Origin of the sequence: Mesorhizobium sp. WSM1497 (genome assembly GCF_001672455.2) — a bacterium.
Lineage (GTDB): Bacteria > Pseudomonadota > Alphaproteobacteria > Rhizobiales > Rhizobiaceae > Mesorhizobium > Mesorhizobium ciceri.
In genome coordinates this window covers 4,513,111-4,539,408 of the sequence record NZ_CP021070.1, presented here as the reverse complement: position 1 = coordinate 4,539,408, position 26,298 = coordinate 4,513,111, and the positions used below count along the sequence as shown (strand labels likewise).

21 protein-coding genes are annotated in these 26,298 nt (G+C 62.6%); 10 read left to right on the top strand and 11 right to left on the bottom strand.

All coding sequences use genetic code 11. The features are described 5' to 3' along the window. Positions 1 to 43: 43 nt before the first annotated feature. The 7 genes from rseP (at position 44) to lpxB (ending at position 8,271) form a co-directional block, all read left to right on the top strand. A complete protein-coding gene (gene rseP, locus A9K65_RS22170; RefSeq protein WP_064995861.1) occupies positions 44 to 1,186 on the top strand; it encodes an RIP metalloprotease RseP in 1,143 nt (380 codons plus the stop codon). A 217-nt stretch (positions 1,187 to 1,403) separates the two neighbouring features. After that, on the top strand, positions 1,404 to 3,770 hold the full coding sequence (bamA, locus tag A9K65_RS22165) for an outer membrane protein assembly factor BamA (protein ID WP_064995862.1): 2,367 nt from the start codon (positions 1,404 to 1,406) through the stop codon (positions 3,768 to 3,770). Between the two features lie 75 nt (positions 3,771 to 3,845). Continuing rightward, positions 3,846 to 4,904, top strand: a complete 1,059-nt coding sequence (gene lpxD, locus A9K65_RS22160) for a UDP-3-O-(3-hydroxymyristoyl)glucosamine N-acyltransferase (protein ID WP_013531754.1) — start codon at positions 3,846 to 3,848, stop codon at positions 4,902 to 4,904. Then, on the top strand, positions 4,897 to 5,364 hold the full coding sequence (gene fabZ, locus A9K65_RS22155; protein ID WP_064995863.1) for a 3-hydroxyacyl-ACP dehydratase FabZ: 468 nt from the start codon (positions 4,897 to 4,899) through the stop codon (positions 5,362 to 5,364). The genes lpxD and fabZ overlap by 8 nt, the downstream gene beginning before the upstream one ends. A gap of 13 nt (positions 5,365 to 5,377) precedes the next feature. Continuing rightward, positions 5,378 to 6,211: an acyl-ACP--UDP-N-acetylglucosamine O-acyltransferase gene (gene lpxA, locus A9K65_RS22150; protein ID WP_013531752.1), complete on the top strand. Its 834-nt coding sequence runs from the start codon at positions 5,378 to 5,380 to the stop codon at positions 6,209 to 6,211. Beyond that, positions 6,183 to 7,100: an LpxI family protein gene (locus A9K65_RS22145; RefSeq protein ID WP_064995864.1), complete on the top strand. Its 918-nt coding sequence runs from the start codon at positions 6,183 to 6,185 to the stop codon at positions 7,098 to 7,100. Before lpxA ends, A9K65_RS22145 begins: the two co-directional genes overlap by 29 nt. Continuing rightward, complete coding sequence (lpxB, locus tag A9K65_RS22140; RefSeq protein ID WP_064995865.1) at positions 7,093 to 8,271, top strand: lipid-A-disaccharide synthase; 1,179 nt, start codon at positions 7,093 to 7,095, stop codon at positions 8,269 to 8,271. Before A9K65_RS22145 ends, lpxB begins: the two co-directional genes overlap by 8 nt. Positions 8,272 to 8,326: 55 nt before the next feature. Here the strand turns inward: lpxB and gltA are convergent, their stop codons facing one another. Continuing rightward, the gene (gene gltA / locus A9K65_RS22135; protein WP_013531749.1) at positions 8,327 to 9,652 is read right to left on the bottom strand and encodes a citrate synthase; all 1,326 of its coding nucleotides are present in this window, start codon (positions 9,650 to 9,652) and stop codon (positions 8,327 to 8,329) included. A 184-nt stretch (positions 9,653 to 9,836) separates the two neighbouring features. Continuing rightward, positions 9,837 to 11,261 carry a glutamate--tRNA ligase gene (gene gltX / locus A9K65_RS22130; RefSeq protein ID WP_013531748.1) on the bottom strand — a complete coding sequence of 475 codons (1,425 nt, stop codon included), beginning with the start codon at positions 11,259 to 11,261 and terminating at the stop codon, positions 9,837 to 9,839. Between the two features lie 102 nt (positions 11,262 to 11,363). On the opposite strand from gltX, the gene A9K65_RS22125 reads away from it, so the two are divergent. Continuing rightward, positions 11,364 to 13,826, top strand: coding sequence for a ComEC/Rec2 family competence protein (locus tag A9K65_RS22125; RefSeq protein WP_064995866.1), 2,463 nt, complete (start codon positions 11,364 to 11,366; stop codon positions 13,824 to 13,826). Here the strand turns inward: A9K65_RS22125 and lexA are convergent. From lexA to A9K65_RS22105, 4 genes are all read right to left on the bottom strand, one after another. After that, positions 13,820 to 14,560: a transcriptional repressor LexA gene (gene lexA, locus A9K65_RS22120; protein ID WP_013531746.1), complete on the bottom strand. Its 741-nt coding sequence runs from the start codon at positions 14,558 to 14,560 to the stop codon at positions 13,820 to 13,822. The two genes, A9K65_RS22125 and lexA, sit on opposite strands and share 7 nt — an antisense overlap. 410 nt (positions 14,561 to 14,970) lie before the next feature. Further along, positions 14,971 to 16,218 (bottom strand): kynureninase, encoded by a 1,248-nt coding sequence (gene kynU, locus A9K65_RS22115; protein WP_064995867.1) that lies wholly within the window; start codon positions 16,216 to 16,218, stop codon positions 14,971 to 14,973. A gap of 77 nt (positions 16,219 to 16,295) precedes the next feature. Continuing rightward, positions 16,296 to 17,132 carry a tryptophan 2,3-dioxygenase gene (kynA, locus tag A9K65_RS22110; RefSeq protein WP_013531744.1) on the bottom strand — a complete coding sequence of 279 codons (837 nt, stop codon included), beginning with the start codon at positions 17,130 to 17,132 and terminating at the stop codon, positions 16,296 to 16,298. Further along, positions 17,129 to 18,754, bottom strand: coding sequence for an AMP-binding protein (locus A9K65_RS22105; protein WP_063167974.1), 1,626 nt, complete (start codon positions 18,752 to 18,754; stop codon positions 17,129 to 17,131). Before A9K65_RS22105 ends, kynA begins: the two co-directional genes overlap by 4 nt. Before the next feature lie 313 nt (positions 18,755 to 19,067). On the opposite strand from A9K65_RS22105, the gene A9K65_RS22100 reads away from it, so the two are divergent. After that, a complete protein-coding gene (locus A9K65_RS22100; protein ID WP_064995868.1) occupies positions 19,068 to 19,898 on the top strand; it encodes an alpha/beta hydrolase in 831 nt (276 codons plus the stop codon). Positions 19,899 to 19,946: 48 nt separating this feature from the next. Here A9K65_RS22100 and glp read toward each other — a convergent pair whose 3' ends face one another. From glp to A9K65_RS22075, 5 genes are read right to left on the bottom strand one after another with little or no spacing between them, the layout of a single operon-like run. Then, on the bottom strand, positions 19,947 to 21,152 hold the full coding sequence (gene glp, locus A9K65_RS22095; RefSeq protein ID WP_064995869.1) for a gephyrin-like molybdotransferase Glp: 1,206 nt from the start codon (positions 21,150 to 21,152) through the stop codon (positions 19,947 to 19,949). Next, positions 21,152 to 21,634: a cyclic pyranopterin monophosphate synthase MoaC gene (gene moaC / locus A9K65_RS22090; protein ID WP_064995870.1), complete on the bottom strand. Its 483-nt coding sequence runs from the start codon at positions 21,632 to 21,634 to the stop codon at positions 21,152 to 21,154. Before moaC ends, glp begins: the two co-directional genes overlap by 1 nt. A 2-nt stretch (positions 21,635 to 21,636) precedes the next feature. Next, a complete protein-coding gene (trpC, locus tag A9K65_RS22085) occupies positions 21,637 to 22,449 on the bottom strand; it encodes an indole-3-glycerol phosphate synthase TrpC (RefSeq protein ID WP_064995871.1) in 813 nt (270 codons plus the stop codon). A 3-nt stretch (positions 22,450 to 22,452) separates the two neighbouring features. Then, complete coding sequence (gene trpD, locus A9K65_RS22080; protein ID WP_064995872.1) at positions 22,453 to 23,463, bottom strand: anthranilate phosphoribosyltransferase; 1,011 nt, start codon at positions 23,461 to 23,463, stop codon at positions 22,453 to 22,455. Further along, positions 23,460 to 25,352 carry a SurA N-terminal domain-containing protein gene (locus A9K65_RS22075; RefSeq protein WP_013531737.1) on the bottom strand — a complete coding sequence of 631 codons (1,893 nt, stop codon included), beginning with the start codon at positions 25,350 to 25,352 and terminating at the stop codon, positions 23,460 to 23,462. The genes trpD and A9K65_RS22075 overlap by 4 nt, the downstream gene beginning before the upstream one ends. A 145-nt stretch (positions 25,353 to 25,497) precedes the next feature. On the opposite strand from A9K65_RS22075, the gene tpiA reads away from it, so the two are divergent. Beyond that, positions 25,498 to 26,265: a triose-phosphate isomerase gene (gene tpiA / locus A9K65_RS22070; protein ID WP_064995873.1), complete on the top strand. Its 768-nt coding sequence runs from the start codon at positions 25,498 to 25,500 to the stop codon at positions 26,263 to 26,265. The last annotated feature ends 33 nt before the right edge of the window (positions 26,266 to 26,298 follow it).

The following is a 26,298-nucleotide window of genomic DNA, read 5'->3' as shown; positions in this document are numbered from 1 at the left end:
GTCACGGCGCAGTCTGCGCCGTGGAAGAATTTGAGGGTTTGTCTTGAACGAGATTCTTCACGCGCTTTTCAGCACACAAGGCTTTGTCCTCGGCACGCTGGTGCCATTCCTCTTCGTGCTGACCGTGGTCGTGTTCGTCCACGAAATGGGCCATTACCTTGTCGGGCGCTGGTGCGGCATCGGCGTCAGGGCCTTCTCGATCGGCTTCGGCCCGGAACTCTTCGGCTTCAACGACAGCCACGGCACGCGCTGGAAACTGTGTGCGATACCGCTTGGCGGCTATGTCAAATTCGTCGGCGACATGAACGCCACATCGAGCCAGCCGACGTCGGAAGAAATTGAAAGGCTGACCGAGGAAGAGCGCAAGGTCGCCTTCCACACGCAGCCGATCTGGAAGCGCGCGGCAACGGTGGTGGCCGGACCGCTGTTCAATTTCCTGCTGACGATCGTCGTCTTTTCCGTGCTGTTCACCGCCTATGGCCGCTATGTCGCCGAGCCGATGGTGGCCGAGGTCACCGCCGACAGCCCGGCGGCGAAGGCCGGCATCCTTCCCGGCGACCGATTCGTCAGCGTCGACGGCAACAAGGTCGAAACCTTTGGCGACGTCCAACGCCTGGTCTCGGGCCGTGCGGACGACGCAATCACTTTCGTCATGCTGCGCGACGGCCGGGAGGTCACTGTGACCGCGGCGCCGCGGCTGATGGAGCAGGAAGACGCGCTCGGCAACAAGGTCAAGGTCGCCGTGATCGGTGTCGTCAACAACAAGGAACTCGGCCAGCCGAGGCTCATCACCTACACGCCTGTTGGAGCAGTCGCGGCGGCGGTCGAGGAAACCGGTCACGTCATCCAGCGCACCGGCCAGTTCCTGCAGCGCTTTGTTGTCGGGCGCGAAGACAAATGTCAGCTGGGCGGTCCGGTGAAGATCGCCGACATGGCGGGCAAGGCTGCGAAACTGGGATTCGAATGGCTCGTGCAACTGGTTGCACTGCTATCCGTTGGCATCGGAATTCTGAACCTTTTGCCGATTCCCCCTCTCGACGGCGGTCACCTCTTGTTCTACGGGGTGGAGGCTGTCATTCGCCGTCCGGTGTCGGAACGGATGATGGAAATGGCCTATCGGGCCGGGTTGCTTCTGGTGCTGTGCTTCATGGGGTTCGTTTTTTGGAACGATCTGTTTGGGTGCTGAAATCATGAAGAAATTTGGCTTCTGCATGGACGATGTTGAGACGCCGTTTACCATGCAAGGGGATATGAGTGACGCGAAAGCCACGCCGCAGGGTTAAGTAAATACAAATTAACCAGAAGCCTTGCGTGTAGGGAAAATCCGGTTAATACGGTAGGGGAAATTACCGCACGTCCGGTTTTCTCGCCGTGGGGACTACGAGAAAAGGTTATTAAGCCCGATGAAGGCAGCATCCAAGTTTCTAAGCGCCGCGTCCGCGGTGACCCTGTCCGCGGCCATGATCGTGCCAGGCGCGCTCGCAGTGCAGTTCGTTGCCACATCGGCGGCTGAAGCCGCTGTCGTCAGCAGAGTCGAAGTAAGCGGCAACCAGCGTATCGACGCTGAGACCATCCGCAATTACATCACCATCAAGCCGGGCAAGGCTTTCTCCAGTTCCGATATCGACGGTGCGGTCAAGGCACTGTTTGGCACCGGCCTGTTTTCGGACGTGCAGATCAACCAGGTCGGCTCGACGCTGGTGGTCAAGGTTGCCGAGTATCAGGTTGTCAACCAGGTGCTGTTCCAGAACAACAAGAAACTCAAGGACAATGCGCTCGCGGCGGCGGTGCAGCTGAAGCCGCGCGGAACGTTCTCGCAGGCGACGCTCGATGCCGACGTGGAGTCGGTCAAGGCTGCCTACAAGCGCATTGGTCGCGACGACGTGACCGTGACCACGCAGGTCATGCAGCTTGGCGACAATCGCGTGAATGTGGTCTTCAACATTGCCGAAGGCGATCGCACGCAGATCGCGGCGATCAATTTCGTCGGCAACAGCGCCTATTCCAGCCGCCGCCTGTCGGATATCATCAACACCAAGCGTTCGTCCTGGGTTTCCTTCATCCTGCGTGACGACGTCTACGACGATGACAAGCTGCGCGCGGACCAGGAGCTGCTGCGCCGCTTCTACTACAATCACGGCTATGCCGACTTCCAGGTCGTGTCCGCCGTCGGCGAGCTCGACAGCGCGACGAACAAGTACACGGTCACCATCACCGTCCAGGAAGGCGACCGCTACACGTTTGGCGATGTCAGCGTCGAGAGCACGATCCCTGAAGTCGACGGCAAGTCGCTGGAATCGGTGATCGAGACCCACAAGGGTGACGTCTACAACGCCAAGAACGTCGAGGATTCCATCATCGCGCTGACCGAGAAGGTGGCCGGTTCCGGCTATGCGTTCGCGCAGGTCACGCCGCGCGGCGACCGCAATTTCGAGAACCACACCATTTCGGTGGTCTATACGATCGACCAGGGCACCAAGGCCTATATCGAGCGCATCGAGATCCGCGGCAACGATCGCACGCGTGACTATGTCATTCGCCGGGAGTTCGACGTCAGCGAAGGCGACGCCTTCAACCAGGTGCTCATCCAGCGCGCGAAGAAGCGCCTGGAAAACTTGAATTACTTTGAGAAAGTCGACATCTCGACCGTGCCTGGCTCGCAGCCCGACCAGGTCGTTCTGGTGGTCGACGTGGTTGAGAAGTCGACCGGCGAGTTCTCGGTGGGGGCTGGTTATTCGACCGGTGGCGACACGGCCGGTCCGTCGGTCGAAGGCTCGGTGACCGAGCGCAACTTCCTCGGTCGCGGTCAGTTCATCAAGGTGTCTGCGGGCGGCGGCAAGAATTCGCGCGACTACAGCCTGTCCTTCACCGAGCCCTATTTCCTTGGACGGCGCATCGCCGCCGGCTTTGACATCTTCAAGCAAACCCGGAACTACGATCACTACGACAGTGACACCACGGGTGCGACCGTGCGTTTCGGCCTGCCGATCACCGACAGCATCACGACGCAGCTGGCGTATAATATCGCTCAGGAAAAATATAAATACGACGACAGTTGCGATGATAACGCTGATGGTGTCCTTGGCGATTGCGACCTCTCTACGGCAATTAAGCAGGGTATTGCGGAAAGCCCATGGATCAAATCGTCGGTCAGTCTCGGTCTGGTCTATAACACGATCGATGACATGAAGAACCCACACGAGGGTATCTATGCCACCACGACCGTGGAGGTCGCAGGCCTCGGTGGTGATGCGAAGTTCGTGAAGGTCACGGGGCGCGGCAGCATCTATCAGACGCTGTCGGAGCAGTACGACCTGGTCGGGCTCATTTCAGGTGGCGCTGGCCATGTTGAAGGATACGGCAGCGATGGTCTGCGGATCTTCGATCAGTTCCAGAGCAGCGATCGCATGATCCGAGGCTTCGCTTATGGCGGTATCGGTCCTGTCGATATTGCTACGGGCGACCACCTCGGCGGCACGACCTATTTCAATGCGTCGGCGGAGGCCCAGTTCCCGCTGCCGGTCATTCCGGAGAGCTTCGGCTTGCGCGGCGCTGTCTTCGCGGACGCGGCAACCCTTTATGGAAGCAAGGTCGACACCGCTGGAGTTACTCAGGACTCGGTCGGCATGAAGTTGCGTGCCTCGGTCGGCCTCGGCCTGATGTGGGCGTCGCCGTTCGGTCCGATCCGTATCGACTATGCGATCCCGGTCAAGAAGGAAGCGCGCGACGACGTGCAGGAATTCAACTTCGGCATATCGACCCGCTTCTGATCGGCGGCCAACGATGCTCCCGGGTCTTCAGGGTCCGGGAGAAATGTTCCGACCTAGCTGGATATAGCTTCTGGAATGACCGATCCGGTGTTCTTCGCGCCATCACGCCGGTATACGGCGGGCGAAGTCGCGAATCTGACCGGCTCGGTGCTTGTCGATTCCGGCCACTCCAATATTTCGATCGAAGCACTCGCGCCGGCCAGCGAGGGCGGCGAGAATGCGCTCGTCTTTGTCGACGGCAAGCGTAATTCCGCGCTGATGCCGTCGCTGCGGGCTGCCGCGGTCCTGTGCCCGGCGGAATTTGCCGGCAAGGCGCCGGCAAGCGTTGCCGTTCTCATTCATCCGCGCCCGCAACAGGCCTTTGCGCTGATCGGGCGTCTGCTGTTTCCGAGGGCGGCGACACCAGGGCCGATGACCAGTGAAACCGGCGTCTCGCCGCACGCTCATGTCGATGCGACCGCGCATGTCGAAGCCGGTGCCGTCATCGAGGCCGGCGCGGTTATCGGGCCAGGCGCTTCGATCGGCAGCGGTACTGTCATCGCCCCGAATGCGGTCATCGGACAATCCTGCCAGATCGGCCGCGACGGCTATGTCGGTCCGGGCGCCAGCATCCAGTATGCCTTGATCGGCAATCGCGTCATCATTCATGGCGGCGCCAGGATAGGCCAGGATGGTTTTGGGTTCGTCGGCGGGGCCAAGGGTCCCGAACGCGTGCCGCAGATCGGCCGTGTCGTTATCCAGGACGACGTCGAGATCGGCTCCAACACCACCGTCGATCGCGGCGCCATGTCCGATACGATCATCGGCCAAGGCACCAAGATCGACAATCTCGTGCAGATCGCCCATAACGTCCGCATCGGCCGCAATTGCATAATAGCCGGGCTTTCGGGTATTTCGGGTTCTGTGGTCGTGGGTGACAATGTCACCATGGGCGGCGGCGTGGGGCTTGCGGATCACCTGACCATAGGGACAGGGGCCAAGCTTGCCGCCAGAAGTGGATTTATGAGCAATGTCCCTGCAGGCGAGATCTGGGGCGGCTATCCGGCACAGCCGATGGCGGAAGCCATGCGGGAGATAGCCATGCTGCGCAAGCTCGCCAGGACCCGCAAACAGGGCGAGGGAGGCAATGGCTGACATGATCACGTCGACGACGCTGGAAGCGGTCGACATCATGGGGCTGATGAAGCTCCTGCCGCACCGCTATCCGTTCCTGATGATCGATCGTATCGTCGACATCGATGGTGACGAATCCGCCATCGGCATCAAGAACGTGACCATAAACGAGCCGCATTTTCAGGGCCATTTCCCTGAGCAGCCGGTCATGCCGGGTGTGCTTATCGTTGAGGCGATGGCGCAGACGGCCGGCGCCATCTGTATCCGCAGCCTGGGTACCGAAAAGCCGTCGCTGGTCTATTTCCTGACCATCGACAACGCCAAATTCCGCAAACCGGTCGTTCCCGGCGACCAGTTGAAGATCTATGTCAAGAAAATCAAGAAACGCGGCAACCTGCTCAAATTCGCTTGTGAAGCCATGGTCGACGGCGCCAAGGCGGCCGAGGCCGAGATTTCAGCCATGATGGTCACCAGCGACTGACGATCGAGTGCTTATGAAAATCAAGACATCCATCCATGCTTCCTCCATTGTCGAGGAAGGCGCCAAAATCGGCCAAGGTGTGCGCATCGGGCCGTTCTGCCATGTCGGCGCCGATGTGGTGATCGGCGACGACGTCGAACTGGTCAGTCATGTCTCGGTGATGGGCGCGACGTCGATCGGCGCCTCGACCAAGGTCTACCCGATGGCGACATTGGGCGCGCCGCCGCAGAACACAAAGCACAAGGGCGGCCGAACCACCCTGGTCATCGGCAGGAACTGCACGATCCGCGAAGGCGTGACCATGCATCTCGGCACCGATTCCAGCCGCGGTGAGACGACGGTCGGCGACAACGGCAATTTCCTCGCCTACGCCCATATCGCCCATGATTGCGTCGTCGGCAACAATGCGACGTTCGCCAATGGCGCAACGCTGGGCGGCCACTGCGAGGTCGGTAACAACGTCTATATCGGCGGCCTGACCGCAGTGCATCAGTTTGTCCGCATCGGCGACAACGCCTTTCTGGGCGGCTGCTCCGCGATCGTCGGCGATGTCATCCCCTTCGCCATAGCGGTCGGCAACCGCGCCAGTTTGCGCGGTCTCAACATCATCGGGCTCAAGCGCTCCGGCCTGCCGAGGTCCGAAATCCTTGTGCTGCGCAAAGCTTACAGGATGATCTTCGATCGTTCCCGCACTGTTGGCGAGAACATCGAGTTCGCCAAGGCGGAGTTCGCGTCGTCGCCGACCGCCATGAAGATCATCGATTTCATCACCAGTCGCGGCAAGCGGCACTATGCTGTGCCGTCGCTCAAGGGCGGCGATGGCGACGATGTCGATGACGAAGACTGAGACAGCGGCAGCGCGTCTTGATCTTCCGCCGGGCTCCAGGGTCGGCATCATTGCCGGCGGCGGCAGTCTGCCGGTCGAAGTCGCGGCCGGTTCGGCTGAACAAGGCTATCCGCCCTTCGTCATCCTGATGGAAGGCGAGGTCGACCGCATCGCGGAGCTCTCCCGATACGATCATGAAAGCCTCGCTCTGGAAGGTATAGGCTCGCTGGTCCCATTGCTACGGCGGCACCGGATCACCCATCTGGTGCTTGCAGGCGAGATCAAGCGCCGGCCGCGATTGCTTGCGCTGCGCCCCAGTCTCAGCCTGCTCGCGGTAATTCCGCTGGTCGTCTTGGCGCTCGCGCGTGGCGACGATGGCCTGCTGAAGGTCTTGGCGAGGGGCCTCGAAGCCCGTGGAATAAAAGTTGTCGGCGCCCATGAAGTCGTGCCGAGCCTTGTCGCCGCCGAAGGCGTCCTGACCAACGCCGCGCCACAAAAGTCGGACTGGCGTGACATCGAGGCAGGCCTTGCCGCAGCAAAAGCCATCGGGGCGCTGGACATCGGCCAGGCCGCGGTCGCCATCGGTGGCCGGACCATTGCGCTGGAAGGCATCGAAGGAACAGCCGGACTGCTCGAGCGGGCAAAGCTCTTACGCGGCCACGGCCGTATTGCGGGCAAGACCCGCGGCGTCCTGGTCAAGTGCGCCAAGCCTGGTCAGGAACTGCGAGCGGATCTTCCGTCCATCGGCCTGCAGACGGTCGAAGCAGCGCATGCAGCCGAGCTTGCCGGGATTGCCGTCGAGGCGGGACGTTCGCTGGTTCTCGAAGGTCCTGAAACCATCGCGCGCGCCAACGCACTCGGCCTGTTCGTCATTGGCCTGCCTGCCACGACGGAGCCGCACAATGGCTGACAGGGCATTGAAGATCGCGATTGTTGCCGGCGAGGAGTCCGGCGACCTGCTCGGCGCCGACATAGTACGCTCGCTCAGGCAGGCGGCCGGGCGCGAGGTGCAACTCGTCGGCCTCGGCGGCCGTCATTTGCAGACGCTGGGACTGGTCTCGCCATTCGATGCCGGTGAGATCGCCCTCATGGGGTTCAGTGCCGTCCTGCGCGACCTTCCGCGCCTGATGCGGCGGATCAGCCAACTGGCCAAGACCGTTGCCGACGAAAAGCCGGATTGCCTCGTCACCATCGACAGTCCGGACTTTTCGTTGCGCGTCGCCAAAAAGGTGCGTGCGGCCAACCCGTCGATTCCGATCATCCACTATGTCTGCCCGAGCGTGTGGGCGTGGCGGCCGGGCAGGGCGGTCGCGATGAAGCCCTATGTCGACCACATCCTCTGCATCCTGCCTTTCGAGGTTAAGGAGTTGGAGCGGCTCGGCGGGCCACCGGGCACCTATGTTGGGCATCGCCTGACGCACGATGCGGGCTTGCTTGCTGCAGCCAAGGCGCAGGAGCTGCCACGCGACCTTTCTCCTGATCGTGTCAAAACCCTGCTCGTCCTGCCCGGTTCGCGGCGTGGCGAGGTACGGCGGCTGCTCGACCCGTTCGGCGAGACGGTGTCAATCCTGCGCGCGCGCGGCCACCGCCTGCGGCTGCTGCTGCCGACCGTCCCGCATGTCACCGACCTCGTCAAATCTTCTGTCAACCGCTGGGATGAAAAGCCTGAGATCATCGTCGATCCCCAGCGCAAATGGCAGGCTTTCGGCAAGGCCGATGCGGCGCTGATCGCGTCCGGGACGGTATCGCTGGAACTGGCGCTGGCCGGCGTGCCGATGATTTCCTGCTACAGGCTCGACCCGGTCGCGCGCATCTTGGCGCCGTACCTCGTTTCCGTCTGGTCGGCGCTGCTGCCCAATCTGATATCGGATCGAGCGCTTATTCCCGAATTCTACGACGGCTATATCAAGCCGAACAATCTTGCCCGGCAATTGGAGGCACTGTTCGCCGACAGCGGCATGCGTGCCTGGCAGAAGGATGGATTTGCAGAGATCAGGCGGCGCATGGCTACGGGCAGACCGTCCGGCGAGATCGCCGCGCAGGTGGTGATGCGGTATGTCAAGAGAGTGAGTAGTCAGTAATCAGTAGAAATGGTCGACTTCACTACTCACTACTCACTACTCACTATTTCCTGATTCACCGCTTTGCGATCGGCACGTAATCCCGCTCCGGTGCACCGGTATAGAGCTGGCGCGGGCGGCCGATCTTCTGGCGCGGATCCTCGATCATCTCTTTCCACTGGGCGATCCAGCCGACGGTGCGGGCGACCGCGAACAGCACGGTGAACATGGTGGTGGGGAAGCCCAGCGCCTTCAGCGTAATGCCGGAATAGAAGTCGACATTCGGGTAGAGCTTCTTCTCGATGAAATAGGAATCGGTCAGCGCGATCTTTTCCAGCTCCATGGCGATGTCGAGCAGCGGATCGTCCTTGATGCCGAGCTCGCCCAGAACCTCATGTGCCGTCTTCTGCATGATCTTGGCGCGCGGATCGTAGTTCTTGTAGACGCGGTGGCCGAAGCCCATCAAGCGGAACGGGTCGTCCTTGTCTTTGGCGCGGGCGATGAATTCGGGGATGTGATCGACATGGCCGATCTCGCCAAGCATGTTGAGCGCCGCTTCATTGGCGCCGCCATGCGCGGGTCCCCACAGGCAGGCTATGCCGGCGGCGATGCACGCAAACGGGTTGGCGCCCGACGAGCCGGCGAGGCGAACGGTCGAGGTCGAGGCATTTTGCTCGTGGTCGGCGTGCAGGATGAAGATGCGTTCCATGGCGCGCGCCAGCACCGGATTGATCTTGTATTCCTCGCAAGGCACGGCAAAGCACATATGCAGGAAGTTGGCGGCAAAGTTCAGCTCGTTCTTCGGGTAAATGAAGGGCTGGCCGATGTGGTATTTGTAGGCCATCGCCGCGATCGTCGGCATCTTGGCGATCAGCCGCATGGAGGCAACCATGCGCTGGTAGGGGTCGGAAATGTCGGTGGAGTCGTGATAGAAGGCCGACAGCGCGCCGACCACGCCGCACATCACCGCCATCGGATGCGCGTCGCGGCGGAAGCCGGTGAAAAAGCGCGACATCTGCTCATGCACCATGGTGTGGCGCGTCACGCGGTAATCGAAATCGTCCTTCTGCGCCTTGGTCGGCAATTCACCGTAGAGCAGGAGATAGCAGACCTCGAGGAAGTCGCCATGTTCGGCCAACTGGTCGATCGGATAGCCGCGGTGCAACAGGATGCCGGCGTCGCCGTCGATGAAGGTGATTTCGGACTCGCAGCTTGCCGTCGAGGTGAAGCCGGGATCGTAGGTGAAAGCGCCGGTGGTTGAGTAGAGCGAGGCGATGTCGATCACATCAGGCCCGACCGAACCGCTTCGCACCTTGAATTCATGGGTCTTGCCGGCGAATTCAAGCGTTGCGGTGGCCTCTTGGGTCTTGCCCAAATCCAGTTTTTTCGCAGCTTCGGTCATTGCAAACTCCTTCTTGTTTCCTCATGCCGGCAAAGGCAAATTTCGCAGAGCGACACGTCGAAAATCACCGCAATGCGCGTATTCGCCACCGCATTTCAGGAGGTGCGTGCCAGATTGGGCCAAGGCCTAATGTTGCACTGCGAAACCCGCCTTTCAATGCCAATCTTCTTGGGCCAGTTTGCTCCTAATCGATTTGATCTGAGATGCGCGCCAGGCTTTCCTCGCGGCCGAGCACGGCGAGCACATCGAACACGCCCGGCGAGGTGCTTTTGCCGGTCAAAGCGGCGCGCAAAGGCTGGGCCACCGCGCCGAGCTTGTGGCTGCCGGCCGCCGCCACCTCGCGGATCGCCGCCTCCGCCGAGGCGGCTGTCCAGTCATCCGCAAGCCCGTTCAAAGCTTCGTGAGCACTGCGCAGGATCTTGCGGGCGTCATCGGTGAGCAGAAGGGCCGCCTTGTCGTCGATCGGCAGCGGTCGCGTGGCAAACAGGAAGGCCGCGCCGTCGACGAGCTCCACCAGCGTCTTGGCGCGCTCCTTCAGGCCCGGAAGCGCTGCCAGCAACTGCGCCTTGGTGCTGTCGTTCAGGCGTGCGGCGATCGCCGGGCCACCTTCGAGGTAGGGCAGGGTGGCGATGAAGATGTCGAACAGTTCGGCATCGCTCATGCGGCGCATATGCGCGCCGTTGATTGCCTCCAGCTTGGCGAAGTCGAAGCGCGCCGCGCCCTTGTTGACGTCGCCGATGTCGAACCAGGAAATCATGTCCTTGATCGACATGATCTCGTCGTCGCCATGGCTCCAGCCGAGACGCGCCAGGTAGTTGAGCAGCGCCTCCGGCAGGTAGCCCATGGCGCGATAAGCCTCGACGCCAAGCGCGCCGTGCCGCTTCGATAGCTTGGCGCCATCGGCGCCGTGGATCAGCGGGATATGCGACATGGACGGCACGTCCCAGCCCATGGCGTTGTAGATGACGGTCTGGCGGGCGGCGTTGGTCAGATGGTCGTCGCCGCGGATGATGTGGGTGACGGCCATGTCATGATCGTCGACGACGACGGCATGCATGTAAGTGGGATTGCCGTCGGAACGCAGGATGATGAAGTCATCGAGATCCTTGTTAGGAAAGCGCACGTCGCCCTGGACCCGGTCATGGACGACGGTCTCGCCTTCGGTCGGCGCCTTGATGCGGATGGCGCCCTTGGCGCCTGCGGGTGCTTCTGAGGGGGCGCGGTCGCGCCAGCGGCCATCGTAGCGGGGTGGCAGCCCCTTGGCTCTGGCGGCCTCGCGCATGGCCTCCAGTTCGGCTGGCGTGGCGTAGCAATAATAGGCCTTGCCGATGCGCACGAGCTCCTCGGCCACCTCGCGGTGGCGGGGCGCACGCTCGAACTGCGACACCGGCTCGCCGTCCCAGCTCAGGCCAAGCCAGGAAAGCCCGTCGAGGATGGCAGCCGTCGCGGCTTCATTGGAGCGTTCGCGATCGGTGTCCTCGATGCGCAGCAGCATCGTGCCACCGGTGTGCTTTGCATACAGCCAGTTGAACAGCGCCGTGCGCGCGCCGCCTATGTGCAAATAGCCGGTGGGCGAGGGGGCAAAACGGGTGACGACCTTGTCGGACATGGAACTCTCGGAAACCATCTGAAGCGGGGTGCGGTCGCGCGGACTTTCGCGCTTTGCGCGTTCATGTAGCATAGGGTGTCGAGGGCGCAAGGGGCAGACCCGATGGCTGGACGAGGCTGGGGCTCGGATCAGGGCGAGGACGCTGCCATTGGCGTCAGCGAACGGTCCCTGTTTGCGCCTCTGCCAGCCTCATTGCCGCCGCCGTCGCCCCTCGTGCCGGATTCCGGCAAGCTGCCCTTGCAAACGGGTGTCGCCGCCTCTGTTCCGGTTGCCGGAACCGGCAGGATCGTGCGCGTGCGCCGGCAGATCGGCCTGATATCACTGCCTCGCCTGCGCCACAGCGTGAACATGGCGGCGAGCCTGGAACTCGACCGGGGCGTGGCCTTCCTGCTGGTGCCGGTCTGCCTTGCGATCGGAGCGATCGGCTATTTTTCGCTGACGGCTGAACCCGACTTTGCGAGACCTGTCGCGGTTGTCATCCTGACGGGGATCTGTGCGCTGGTCTCGCGCTCATGGCCAAAGACCCATCTGTGTTTCATGGCGGCACTTTTGTGCGCCCTAGGACTGCTTGCTGCCAAGGTCGAGACGTGGCGTGCGGGCACACAAATGTTGGGCTCGGAAATCTCGACGCAGGTGACCGGCCGCGTCGTCTCGCTCGACCGGATGGAAACTGGCCGTATCCGGCTGACCATCGACGTAACATCGACCGCAAGACCGAAACTGCGCTATGCGCCGGAACGGGTGCGGCTTTCGGCACGCAAGATCCCGGCTGACGTGACCGCAGGCTCTCTCATCACTGGATATGCCAAGCTTTTGCCGCCGACCGGGCCGGTGCGACCGGACAGCTATGATTTCTCCTTCGACAGCTATTTTGCCGGCATTGGTGGCAGCGGATTCTTTCTCGGCAATCCAAAGCTTGTCGTCAGCGATGATGGCGACATGCCGCTGTCGGCCCGAATTTCCTCCAGCGTGGAAAATGCCCGTGAAGGCATCGCCGACCATATCAGGGCGAGCGTCGGCGGCGCCGAAGGCGAGATCGCCGCGGCGCTGATCGTCGGCGTGCGCGCCGGCATTCCCGACGACATCAATGAGGCGATGCGACGTACCGGCATCTACCACATCATCTCCATTTCGGGGCTGCATATGGCTCTGGTCGCCGGCACCATCATGGGGTTGCTGCGCGGCGCCTTCGCCTTGTTTCCCGATCTTTCCGCGCGTCGCCCGGTCAAGAAGTATGCCGCTGCCGCCGCACTGTTCTCGATCGCAGCCTACCTCGTCATCTCAGGTATCGTCGTCGCCGCCGAGCGCAGCTTCCTCATGCTGGCAGTGATGCTGATTGCAGTTCTGTTCGATCGAGCAGCACTCACCATGCGCAATCTGGCGATCTCGGCGATCGCCGTCATCGTGGTGTCGCCGCATGAGGTGGTCGGCCCGAGTTTTCAGATGTCGTTCGCCGCGACCGCGGCTCTGGTCGGCGCTTATGCCGGCTGGGCGGATCACCGCGCGGGAAAAGCAAGACCGCCGCCGCCGAAGCGATCCTTGCCCGGGTTCCTGACACGAAAATTCCTGCTGGCGGCAATTGGTCTGGCCATGACCTCGATCATCGCCGGCAGCGCCACGACGCTGTTTGCCATCTGGCATTTTCAGCGTGTGTCGCCGCTCAGCCTGTTCGCCAATCTCGCGGTTATGCCGATCGTCACCGTCGTCATGTTCCTGGCCGTCGCCAGCGCGCTGCTGATGCCTTTCGGATTGGATTGGCCAGCTCTCTACCTGATGGGCAAGGGCCTGACGATGATGATCGCCATATCGGGCTGGATCTCCGAGCGTTCGCCTGTCGATGGGGTCGGGCTGATTTCGCAACAGTCGGTCCTGCTGGTGGCCATTGCCCTGGTCATCGCGACGATGGCGACGACATGGCTGCGGCTCGCGGCTCTGCCATTCGCGTTGGCAGGCTTGCTGACCGTCTCGGATACGCGCACGCCCGATGTGCTGATCTCGGAAGACGCCCGGCTGGTGGCGTTGCCGATCGGTGGCGGTGAGCTTGCCGTTAGCCGGCAACGGCCGAACGAATTCACCGTCGACAACTGGAAACGCGCGCTGACATCGGAAACCATCGTCGTTCCGGAAGTGTTCGACAACAGGGATGGGCAATTCGACGTCGCGGATGCCGTTGAGCTACCGCCGGGATCGCCGTTCTATTGCTCCTCAGGCGTTTGCGTGGCCAGGCACATGTCCGGTGCGATCATTGCCTATGTCGAGGACCGCAAGGACACCTGGAAAGCCTGCGGCTTCGCCGAGCTGATCGTCGTCAACGACGCCACCGCCTATGACGCCTGTCATAACCAACTGGTTCTCGTCATCACCAAGCGGCAACTGGCTCGCAAAGGCAGTGCCGCGGTCTTCTTCGATCGCCAATCGGCGACCACGCCGGCGACGATCAGCTTCGCGGTGGACAGCCCATATCGGCCCTGGCACACGCAACGCAAATACTCTCGCGAGGCGAGGGGGCTGGCACCCTTCAAGAAACCCGAGAAGCCAGTGGTCAACCCACAGCCGTCTCAGTAGCGACGGATCAGGCCGACGAGCTTGCCTTGCACCTTGACCCTGTCCGGCCCGAAAATCCGTGTCTCATAGGCTGGATTGGCGGCTTCGAGGGCAATCGAGGCGCCCTTGCGGCGGAACCGCTTCAGCGTCGCTTCCTCTTCATCGACCAGCGCCACGATGATCTCGCCGGGGCTGGCCGTGTCGGCGTTACGGATGATAACGGTGTCGCCGTCGAAGATGCCGGCCTCGATCATCGAATCGCCCTTGACCTCCAGTGCATAGTGCGCGCCGCCCATGATCATGTCCGGCGGCACCGAAATCGAATGCGTCTGATGTTGGATGGCATCGATCGGCACGCCGGCGGCGATGCGACCCATGACCGGGATCGAAACGGCAGAGACCGCATCGTCGTCATTGCCGGGCGAAGGCATCCGCGAAGGCGCCGGCTTGATCTGCCGGCCAAGAGCACCACCCTGACCAAGACTGCCCTGGATGACGCTTGGCGAAAACTTCTTTGCCGCATTGAGGCCTGGCGCGATGGAGTCCGGCAGCCGCAGCACTTCCAGCGCGCGGGCCCGATTGGGCAGCCGGCGGATAAAGCCGCGCTCCTCAAGGGCCGTGATCAGCCGATGAATCCCGGATTTGGAGGCAAGGTCGAGCGCCTCCTTCATCTCGTCGAAGGATGGCGGAATGCCGCTCTCCTTCAGGCGTTCATGGATGAACATCAGCAGTTCATGTTGCTTGCGTGTCAGCATGGCGGCCCCCAGGTTCCCTGAAACCAGAATCGAAAAACAAACCCAGAACAAACACTATCTGTTCCAGTTGTGTTCTGCAACCGTTTAAAGTTTAATGAATTTGTTAAGGCTGCTGAAATTATTTGGCGCTTGCCAGCGGGTTACGATCGACGGGCGCCACCTTCGGCAATGCGCCTGCTCACATTGAAATTGTTATGGTTAATGACCTGTGGCTTATCCCCTACCAAAGCTTGGCATTATCTGTCGATCGACCTCGACAAGGGGCGATTGCAACCTTCGGGACGTTCGTTGGCCGTGAACGAAACGGAGCCAAAACGCCAACGTCAGTTGGGCATTTTGGCTGGAAATTCAGCTCTCCGTCATTTGCCAGGCAGTGAGGGCAGCGACGGCGGATCGCCGGGATCGGTGCGTCAGGTAACGGCTTCCTTGACGGCGAAACGCTGGTCCTTCCATGCACCCGTGCGCAGAATGTCTTCCAGAACCTCAACCGCCAGCCACACATCCTTGTAGCTGACATAGAGCGGCGTGAAGCCGAAACGGATGGTCGACGGTGCGCGGAAGTCACCGATCACCCCGCGCTCGATCAGCGCCCGCATGATTTGATAGCCATGGTCGTGAAGGAACGACACCTGGCTGCCGCGCCTGGTCGCGTCGCGGGTAGTCTCCAGCGTGAGACCGTAGGCGCCGCACTTGGCTTCGACGAGCTGGATGAACAGTTCTGTCTGCGCGACGCTCTTCTTTCGCAATGCCGCCATGTCGACGTCGCTCCAGATGGCAAGCGCGCCTTTGAGCGCCCGCATCGACAGGACCGGTTGCGTACCGCACAGAAAACGGTGGATGCCGGTGCCGGCAACATAACCCCGTTCGAAGGCAAAGGGCCGCGCATGGCCCCACCAGCCGCTGAGCGGCTGGCTGATATCGCCGTGGTGGCGCTGCGCGGCATAGATGAAGGCCGGCGCGCCCGGACCGCCGTTGAGGTACTTGTACGTGCAGCCGACAGCGAAATCGGCATTTGCCTGATCGAGCTCGACGGGCAGGGCGCCGGCGGTGTGGCAGAGATCCCAGACGATCAACGCTCCGGCCGTATGAGCCCTGCGCGTCAGCGCCGCCATGTCGCGCAGTTCACCCGATTTGTAATTGACGTGGTTGACCAGCACCACCGCCACGTTTTCGTCGATCAGCTCTTCGATGGTCGGCGCGTCGACGCCCGCGAGGCGCAGCAGGACGCCATCCCGGGTCGAGGCCACGCCTTCGGCGATGTACAGGTCGGTGGGAAAACTGTCACCTTCGGCGACGATGGCTGACCGGCCGGGCCGCATCTCCATCGCTGCGTGCAGCACCTTGTAGATGTTGGTCGATGTCGTGTCGCAGACAACGGTCTGGCCGGCCGCGGCTCCTATCAGGCGTCCGAGTTGGTCGCCGAGTTCGATCGGCATCTCGAACCATCCGGCCGTGTTCCAGGCTCGGATAAGATCTCGGGCCCATTCCTGCGTCGCCGCCTGCTGCAGCTCGCCGAAAACGGCATGAGATGCTGCCCCCAGTGAATTGCCGTCGAGATAGATCACCCCCTCCGGCAGAATGAAACGGTCGCGCATGGCCCGCAGCGGATCCGTGGCATCCATCGCTTCGACTGCGGCGAGATCAGGAATTCCACTCATGGTCAGTCCCCGGTTGTTCGCGAAGGGTTTCCGCCACAGAGCGTCCCTTCGGTGAGCCTGTTCTCATTTCGATGATGTCAGAGCCGAGTGCGGACCGTCCACAGCTCCGGAAACAGCACGACCTCGAGCATTTTCTTCAGATACGAAGCACCCGACGTGCCGCCGGTGCCGCGCTTCAGACCGATGATGCGCTCCACCGTGGTCACGTGGTTGAAGCGCCAGCGGCGGAAATAATCCTCGAAGTCGACCAGCTTCTCGGCCAGTTCGTAGAACATCCAGTAGCGCTGCGGATCGCGGTAGATAGTCTGCCAGGCGACCAGGACCTCTTCATTCTCGGTTCGCGTCTCACGCCAGTCCGTGCGCCTGGCATCGGCACCGATGTCGAATCCGTTGCGCGCCAAAAGCAGCAGCGCTTCGTCGTAGAGCGATGGCTCGGCCAGGATGGCTTCCAGCTTTCCGCTGAGGTCAGGCCGATGCTTGTGAGGGCCGAGCATGGCCAGGTTGCGGTTGCCGGCCATGAACTCGATGGCGCGATACTGCCAGGACTGAAAACCCGAGGACTGGCCGAGCGCGTCGCGAAACTCGGTATATTCGCTGGGCGTCATCGTCCGCAGCACATCCCAGGCATTGTTCAGCTGCTCGAAGATGCGCGCGACTCGCGACAGCATCTTGAAGCTCGGCTCGAGCCGGTCGGCGCGGATCGAGCGGATCGCGGCGCCAATCTCGTGCAAAGCGAGCTTCATCCACAGTTCCGAGGTCTGGTGCTGGATGATGAACAGCATCTCGTCATGCGCCGACGACAGCGGCGTCTGCGCCTCCAGCACTTTCTCCAGGTGCAGATAGTCGCTGTACGACATGCGCTCGTTGAACGACATCTGTGCGCCTTCGGACGCCGGATCGTAGGGCTCGCTCAATTGACTTTCTCCGTGCGCAGCCGGAAGCGCTGGATCTTGCCGGTCTGGGTCTTGGGCAAAGCAGCAATGAATTTCACCGATCGCGGGTATTTGTAGGGCGCGATCGTCGCCTTGACATGGTCCTGCAGGCGCTTGGTGGTCAATGCGTCAGGCGCCACGCCCTGCACCAGCACGACATGCGCCTCGACGATCTGGCCGCGCTCGGCGTCCTCGGCGCCGATCACCGCGCATTCGGCGACGTCGGGATGTGACAGAAGTGCGGCCTCGACCTCGGGGCCGGCAATGTTGTAGCCGGCGCTGACGATCATATCGTCGGAGCGCGCGGCGAAATGGAAGAAGCCGTCCTCGTCCTGCGTGAAGGTGTCGCCGGTGATGTTCCAGCCGTCGCGCACGTAGTCCTTCTGCCTGATATCGGCCATGTAGCGGCAGCCGGTCGGGCCGCGCACCGCCAGCCTGCCGGTCGCGCCGCGCGGTACTTCGCGCATCTCGTCGTCGACGATGCGCGCCTCGTAGCCGCCGACCGGCTTGCCGGTCGACGCGGGCTTCATGTCGCCAAAGCGGTTGGAGATGAAGATATGCAGCATTTCGGTGGCGCCGATGCCGTCGAGGATCGGCTTGCCGGTCTTTTGCGTCCACTCTTCGAAAACCGGAGCGGGCAAGGTTTCGCCGGCTGAAACGGCAACGCGCAGCGACGACAAGTCGGCACCTTCATCCATGGCCTTCAGCATGGCGCGGTAGGCAGTCGGCGCGGTGAAGGAGATCGTGGCTTTGTAGGTCTCGATGATGTGGATCATGTTGGGTGGCGTCGCCTGCTCCAGCAGCGTCGCCGCCGCACCGAAGCGCAGGGGAAAGATAGCGAGCCCGCCAAGGCCGAAGGTGAAGGCCAGCGGCGGCGAGCCGACGAAGATGTCGTCCGGCGTCACCTCCAGGATTTCGCGGGCATAGGCGTCGGCGATGATCAGGAGGTCGCGGTGGAAATGCATCGTCGCCTTCGGCACGCCTGTCGTGCCCGAGGTGAAGCCGAGCAGCGCGACATCGTCGCGGCCGGTGTTGACGGCGGTGAATGTCACCGGCTTGTCGAGAGCGGCACGATCGAGCTCGGCATCATGGTTGGCGGTGCCGTCGAAGCCTATGACCTGTTTGAGGAAGGTGCTGTCCTTGGCGCAGGCGGTCATCTCGTCCATCAGCCTGGTGTCGCAGAGCGCGACGGTGATTTCCGCCTTGTCGACGATCTTGGCCAGTTCGCCGGCGCGCAGCATAGGCATGGTGTTGACGACCACGGCGCCGACCTTGGTGGCAGCCAGCCAGCAGGCGACCATGGCGGGGTTGTTGGCCGAGCGGATCAGCACCCGGTTGCCGGGCTCGACGCCATAATTCTCGACCAGCGCGTGGGCGAGCCTGTTCGTCCAGTCCGACAGTTCCTTGTAGGTGCGGCGGCGGCCATTGCCGATCAGGGCTGTGCGGTCGCCGAGGCCCTTCTCGACCAGCCGGTCGGTAAGTTCGACACCGGCGTTGAGGCGTTCGGGATAGTCGAAGCCGTCGAGCAGTATATCGGGCCATTGCTCCGGCGGCGGCAGGTGATCGCGCGTGAACGTGTCGATATGCGCTGAAGGCCCAAGCATGTCGCCGCTCTCCCGTCTGCTGCCTGGCCAGTGCGCAATGCGCCTTGGCTGGATGTGGTGGATCCTAAGGTCCTGCTCTGAGGAGGCTTCGTGCTGCCCATCACGCCTGCTCGGAGATGCGCGCCGAAAGGGTGAACATCTGCAGGTGAGGGCAGCACAGCAGACCTCCCATTGTCGGCTGTTCGTACGGGCAGGATCGCACCAGTCGAAATTTGTTTCAAGCCTAAAATGTTTTTGCCCTGGAGCATTGACGCATGGCGTGGCGCTGGCCATTGCTAGCGCAACAGCGATGCCGTTTTGGGGGAGGGCGCAGATGTTCGAACGTCACATCGTCGATTGGGATGATGCCTATGCCAACGGCGCGAACATTGCCGGCAGCGACCGTTGGCCAGCCGCCTGGGCCGAGCCAGCGGCAGCATTCCGCGATGCGCTCTCGGCAGAGAGCCGGGCACGGCTCGACATCGCCTATGGCGACGGGCCGCGAAATCGGCTCGATCTTTTCCTTCCCAAGGCCGCGCCCAAAGGACTGGTGGTGATTATCCATGGCGGTTACTGGCTGGAGACCGACAAGAGCTTGTGGTCGCATCTCGCCAATGGCGCGGTCGGCAGCGGCTTCGCCGTTGCGATGCCCTCCTACACGCTGTGCCCGGACATACGCATCGCAGGCATCGTCCGGGAGGTCGGGGCGGCGATTGGCAAGGCAGCGGCAATGGTTGACGGACCGCTGATGCTGACCGGACATTCGGCCGGCGGCCATCTCGCCACCCGGATGGTGACGACAACCACGCCTCTGGCGCCGGATGTGGCGCGGCGCATACGCCATGTCGTTTCGATTTCAGGTCTACACGATTTGCGTCCGCTCATGCGCACCGGCATGAACAAGGACCTGGCAATCGACGAAGAGGAGGCGCTGGCTGAAAGCCCAGCCCTGCTGCGCCCGATGGATGGCGCCCGCATCACCTGCTGGGCCGGCGGCGGTGAGCGCGCCGAGTTCCTGCGCCAGAATGCGTTGCTTGCCAACATCTGGACCGGCCTTGGCGCCACCACCAGCACCGTGGTCGAGCCCGACCGGCATCACTACGACATTGTCGACGGCCTTACCGATCCGGCGCATCCGCTGACGCAGAGCTTGATCTCGAACTAGAGCCGAGATCACTTTCTCGTCTGTTATGAACGGCTTGCCTGGAATTCCTCAGCGCAGCATCAAAACGCTGCAAGCCTCGCCCGCGGCTGCTGCAGGGGCAAACGGCGCCCGCACGATCAGCCCGTTGGCGTCGGCCAGCATTCTCAGCATCGAGGAATCCTGAATGCCGAACGGCGTCGCCACCAGCGCGCCGTCATCTTCCCTGACCACGGCTCGGACATAGTCCTGGCGCAAATCATTGGCCGGCATTGCGGTACCCAGTCGCGCTGGGCGAATGTCCTGGCGATGGTTGCGGCCACCGAGCCGCGCCAGCAGCGGCTTCAGGAACAGTTGCGAGCAGACCAGGCTTGCCACCGGGTTGCCGGGCAGGCCGATGCACCTGATATCGCCGAGGCGGCCGAACATCAGCGGCTTGCCGGGGCGCATGGCGATCTTCCAGAAGCCGAGCGTCATGCCTTCGCCGGTCAGCACATCGTGGATCAGGTCGTGATCGCCGACCGAGGCGCCACCAAGCGTCACGATGACATCCGCACCGGCCGCGACCGCTTTTTGCACCAGTTCGGCGATGGCCTCCTTGCGATCGGCGGCAATGCCGAGATCGAGCGCGCGGGCGCCGACCGAGTGTGCGGTGGCAGCGACGCCATAGGCATTGGACGAGATGATCTGGTCCGGGCCGAGATCACTGCCCGGCGGCAGCAATTCGTCGCCGGTGGCAATGATGGCGACCAGCGGTCGTCTTACCACCTTGACCTGGGGATGGTTGGCCGATGCTGCCAGCGACAGTGCCGCCGGGTCGAGCAAACGGCCTCTTTCGAGCAGCATGTCGCCTGTTGAAAAATCGAGCCCGATGCGACGGATATTGCGCCATTGCGCCGTCGGCTCGGTCACTTCGATTTCGCCGCCGCCGAGGTCGCGGACATTCTCCTGGATGACGATGGTGTCGGCGCCTTCGGGCAGCGGAGCGCCGGTGAAGATACGCACCGCTTGTCGCTGGCCGACCGTGCCGTCAAAGCCGCGCCCGGCAGGCGCCATGCCGATTACTGATAGTTTCGATGGTACCGACGCCACGTCGGCGGCTCGAGCGGCATAGCCATCCATGGCGGAAGCATTGAAAGGTGGCTGGGTACGGAGTGCCACGACCGGTTCCGCCAGAACACGATCCACCGCCTCGAACAGAGGAACGCTTTCGCCGGCTAGAGGTGCCGCACCATCGAGCAGGCGCTCAAGCGCCTCCGCGATAGGAACCAGCGCCATCAGGAACTCGCCTTGTAGTCACCCGACTTGCCACCGGTCTTTTCGACCAGGCAGATGCCGGTGATGACCATGGCGCGGTCTACTGCTTTGGCCATGTCGTAGATGGTCAGGCAGGCTACCGAAGCGGCCGTCAGCGCTTCCATCTCGACGCCCGTCTTGCCGGTGACGCGGGCCAGTGCGGTGACCTTCAGGCCAGGTAAAGCGTGGTCCGGCTCGATGTCGACGGAAACCTTGGTCAGCAGCAGCGGATGGCAGAGCGGGATCAGCTCATGCGTCTTCTTCGCCGCCATGATGCCGGCAATGCGCGCGGTGCCGAGCACGTCACCCTTCTTCGCGTTGCCGGCGAGGATCATCTTCAGCGTCTCGGGCTGCATCGCGACAAAGCCTTCGGCGATCGCCGTGCGCGTTGTTTCTTCCTTGTCGCCGACATCGACCATGTTGGCCTCGCCCTGCGCGCCGAGATGGGTCAGGCCTGATACCATCGTCAGATAGCCTCGGCCAAAGCCTTGCCTGTCAGAAGCAGGCGCGTCGCGGTGGTGACGTCCTGTTGCCGCATCAGGCTCTCGCCGACAAGAAAAGTGCCGATGTCGCTCTTTTGCAGCCTGAGGCAGTCGTCATGGGTGAAAATACCGCTCTCGCTGACCAGCAGGCGGCCGCCCGGCACCATGGGTGCCAGCCGCTCCGACGTTTTAAGGCTGGTTTCAAATGTTCTCAGATTGCGGTTGTTGATGCCGATCAGCCGCGACGACAGTTTTAGCGCGCGCAGCGTCTCGGACTCATCATGCACCTCGATCAGCGCATCCATGCCGAGTTCGAATGCCGTTGCCTCAAGCTCGCTCGCCAGGGCGTCGTCGACGCTGGCCATGATGATCAGGATGGCATCCGCCCCCCAGGCGCGGGCTTCGTAGACCTGATAGGGATCGAACAGGAAATCCTTGCGCAGCGCCGGCAGCGCGACGGCGGCTCGCGCCCGGGTGAGAAATTCCGGCGCGCCCTGGAAGGACGGTGCGTCGGTCAGCACCGAAAGACAGGCAGCGCCACCCTTGGCATAGGCCTGCGCCAGCGCCGGCGGATCGAAATCGGCGCGGATCAGCCCCTTGGACGGGCTTGCCTTCTTGATCTCGGCGATCAGCGCAAAGGCGCCGGATTTGCGCTTTGCTTCGAGCGCGGCAAGAAAGCCGCGCGGTGCGTCGGCGTCCTTGGCTCGCGCCTTGATTTCGGCCAGCGGCACACGTGCCTTTGCCGCCGCGATCTCGTCGCGCTTGTAGGCCTCGATCTTGCGAAGAATGTCAGACACGTTTTACCCGTTCGAAATCTCGACCAGCCTGTCGAGCACTTGCAGGGCCCGGCCGCTGTCGATGGCTTGCGCGGCGAGCGCGATGCCGTCGGCAAGCGTCGTCGCCTTGCCCGCCACCACCAGGCCGGCGCCGGCATTCATCAGCACGGTGTCGCGATAGGCGCCGGCAGCGCCGCCCAACATATCGCGCAAGGCTTTGGCATTGTAGTCCGCATCGCCGCCACGCAGTTCGTCCCTGCTGTGGCGCGGCAACTCGACCGCTTCAGGCGTCAGGGTGAAGCTGCGGATCTCGCCGCCGATCAGTTCGGCGACCTGCGTCTCGCCGGTGGTGGTGATCTCGTCATAGCCGTCGCCATGAGCAACCCAGGCATGCTCCGCACCCAGTGCCTTCAGCGTCTCGGCAACCGGCAGGATCCATTCCGGCAGGAACACACCGACCAGCTGCCGCTTGACGCCAGCTGGATTGGAGAGCGGCCCGAGCAGGTTGAAGATGGTGCGGGTGCCGAGTTCGACGCGGGTCGGACCGACATGTTTCATCGCTGGATGGTGCGCGGGCGCGAACATGAAACCAATGCCAGCCTCGTGGATGCAGCGGCCGATGAATTCGGGCGAGATGTCGATCTTGACGCCGAGCGCAACCAGCACGTCGGCGGCTCCTGTCAGCGAGGACAGGCCACGATTGCCGTGCTTGGCAACCGGCACACCACTGCCGGCGATGACAAAGGCCGATCCCGTGGAAATATTGACGCTGTGGGAATTGTCCCCGCCGGTGCCGACGATATCGATGGCGCCGTCCGGCGCGTCGACTTGCAGCATCTTGGCCCGCATGGTGGCGACGGCGCCGGAAATCTCGCTCACCGTCTCGCCGCGCACGCGCAGCGCCATCAGGAAACCGCCGATCTGGCCGGGGGTCGCATCACCCGACATGATGATGTCGAAGGCCTCGCGCGCTTCCTCGAAGGAAAGCGCGCTACCGGTCGCGATCTTGGCGATATGGGTTTTCAGCGCGCTCATCTTGTCGAGGCTTGGGCGACGGCGGCCTGGTCGACGCGAACGTCGTACTGCGTCTGCAACTGCGCCACCAATTGGTCGAGCAGGTCGTCCGACATGCCGGAGGTGAAGGATTTCTGTGCGTCATCCGGCACCGAGCTGGCATCGGCCCCGGCGGGCTCGAACACTTCGGCGACCTTGTACAGGATCTGTCCGTCGCCGGTAGGCGAGGGGATCAGGCCGGTACCGCCTTCGCCGACTCCGAACATCGCTGCGGCACCTTCCTTGCCGAAATCGACGTCGTCAGCCTCGCGCTTGACACCGCGCTTGGTCTGCTTTTCCAGCTTCAGTTCGCTGGCAATGACATCGAGCGTTGCGCCGGCCTTGAGCCGCTTTTCCAGCTCGTCAGCCTTGGCGGCGAGCCGCTTGCTTGTTTCCGCCGCCGTCCAGTCGGCCACGACTTTCTGACGAACCTCATCCAGCGTGCGGTCGCGAGCCGGCGTGATGGACGCCACCTCATAGAAGACGAAGCCGTTGTCGGCTGTGGTCAAGGCATCGTTTTCCGTGTTGGGTTCGGCGTCGAAGACGGCTTTGATCAGCTCCGGCGATTGCGGCAGGTCCTTGACGATGCTTGCATCTGGCCGCAGTCCACTGCGATCGATGGCATCGATGGTGACGACCTTCAGCTTCAGCTTGGCCGCGGCGTCGGCCAGCGAACTGCCGGCGGCGCGGGTGTCATCGTAATTGTCGCGCACGTCCAGAAGGATGCGGCTTGCCTCGCCCAGCGCCAGATCCTTGCGGATCTGGTCGGACACCTCGGCCAGCGGCTTCACCACTTCGGGCTTGATCTCGGTGACACGCAGCAGCACCGGACCGAAGGCGCCCTGCACGACCTGGCTGACTTCATTGGCGTTAAGCGCGAAGGCGGCGTCGGCGACCGCCTTGTCGGCGATCTTGTCCTTGGCAAGCGTGCCGAGCAACGTGTCGGCCGGGGTCTTGCCTTCCGCCGTGACCAGCTTGTCGAAAGTGGCGCCTGCCTTGAGCGAATCGAGCGCGGCCTTGGCCGCATCCGGCGTCTTGAACACGAGCTGCTCGATGGTGCGCAATTCCGGCGTGGTGTAACGCGCCTTGTTCTTGTTGTAGTCGTCGCTGACCTGTTGGTCGGTGACGGCGGTCGGATCCATGATGTCGACCGGCTCGAGGCGGACATAGGAGAATTTGCGGTATTCGGGTGCCGCATATGTCTTCTTGTTGGCTTCGAAATAGGCCGAAAGCACGCTATCGGATGGCGCCGCGATCGGCTCCACCAGTGCCTTGGGCAGCGTCAAATAGTCGATGGTGCGGTCTTCGCCGCGATAGAGCGCAACTGCCTTGAAGAAAGTGTCCGGAGCCTTGAGGCCGTCCGAGACCGCCTCGACAATCTGCTGGCGCACCGCCACCTGAGCACGGTTCTTCAAATAGTCCTCGGGTCGCATGCCAATCTGCTGCAGCATATATTCGAACGTTCTGCGATCGAACTGGCCGCCCGGGCCTTTGAAGGCCGGGTCTTCGCGTGTCAGCTCGGCCAGCCGGTCCTTGGAAAGTCCGAGGCCCAGCTTGCGGGCCTGTTCATCGAGAACGGCACCCGAGACGAGCTGCGCCAGCACCTGGTTGTCGACACCGAGCGCCTTTGCCTGTTCGTGGCTGAGACGTTGGCCGAACTGCTGCGACATGACGGCGAGCTGGCGATCATAGGCGAGACGGTATTCGTTGATCGACACTTTGGTGCCGCCAGCGGTTATCACCGAATCATGGCCGGCCAAACCGCCCATCAGCCGTCCGGAAACGCCCCAGACCAAAAAGCTGAGCACCAGCAGCACCAACAGCCCCTTCGCGACCCAGGTGCCTGCCGCGCTTCTCAATATACCAAGCATTTTTACTTCCGATTTATGCGCATTTTCGCATGCGCCGAGTCTGAAACAAGCGCAATAGCGCCCTTCCGGCCCACTGTCGATTGCTTTGTGGCCTGATTTTGGTAGTGAGGGCCAGAGCCCCGATATCATCCGGAGAAGCAAACCCATGACGCCAGGAATTCGCCCGCTCGTCGCCGGCAACTGGAAAATGAACGGCACCAGCGCCTCCCTCAACGAGCTCAGGATGATCGGCAACGGCTTCATGAGTGGGCTTGACGCGGAGACCGAAGCGCTGGTTTGCGTTCCCGCAACCCTGCTTGCCCACGCCGCCGAGATCCTGTCGCGCACGCCGGTGCATGCCGGCGGCGAAGATTGCCACACCAAGGAGAGCGGCGCCTACACCGGCTGCATCTCGGCGGAAATGCTCAGGGATGCCGGTGCAAGCCATGTCATCGTCGGCCATTCCGAATGCCGCGAGCAACGCGGCGAGGATGACGCCACTGTCCAGGCCAAGGCATCCGCCGCATGGCGTGCCGGGCTTGTTGCCATCATTTGCGTCGGCGAAACGCATGAGCAGCGTGAAACGGGCGCCACGCTGGACGTGCTGTCGCGGCAGGTCGAGGGCTCGGTCCCGCCAAGCGCCACCCCGTCCAACACCATCATTGCCTATGAGCCGGTATGGGCGATCGGCACCGGCCTGACGCCGACGGCGGCCGACGTCGCTGCGGCACACGCACATATCCGCGAAAAGCTGTCGGAAAAGCTCGGCGGCGTCGCGGCGAAGGTGCGCATTCTCTATGGCGGCTCGGTCAAGCCCTCCAACGCGGTCGAACTGCTCGGCGTCAGGAATGTCGACGGCGCGCTGGTTGGCGGCGCCAGCCTGAAAGCGGCGGACTTTCTCGGCATCGCCGAGGCCTATCGCAATATTGCTTGAAGACATTTTCCCCGCCGGACAGGGCTTCCGGTG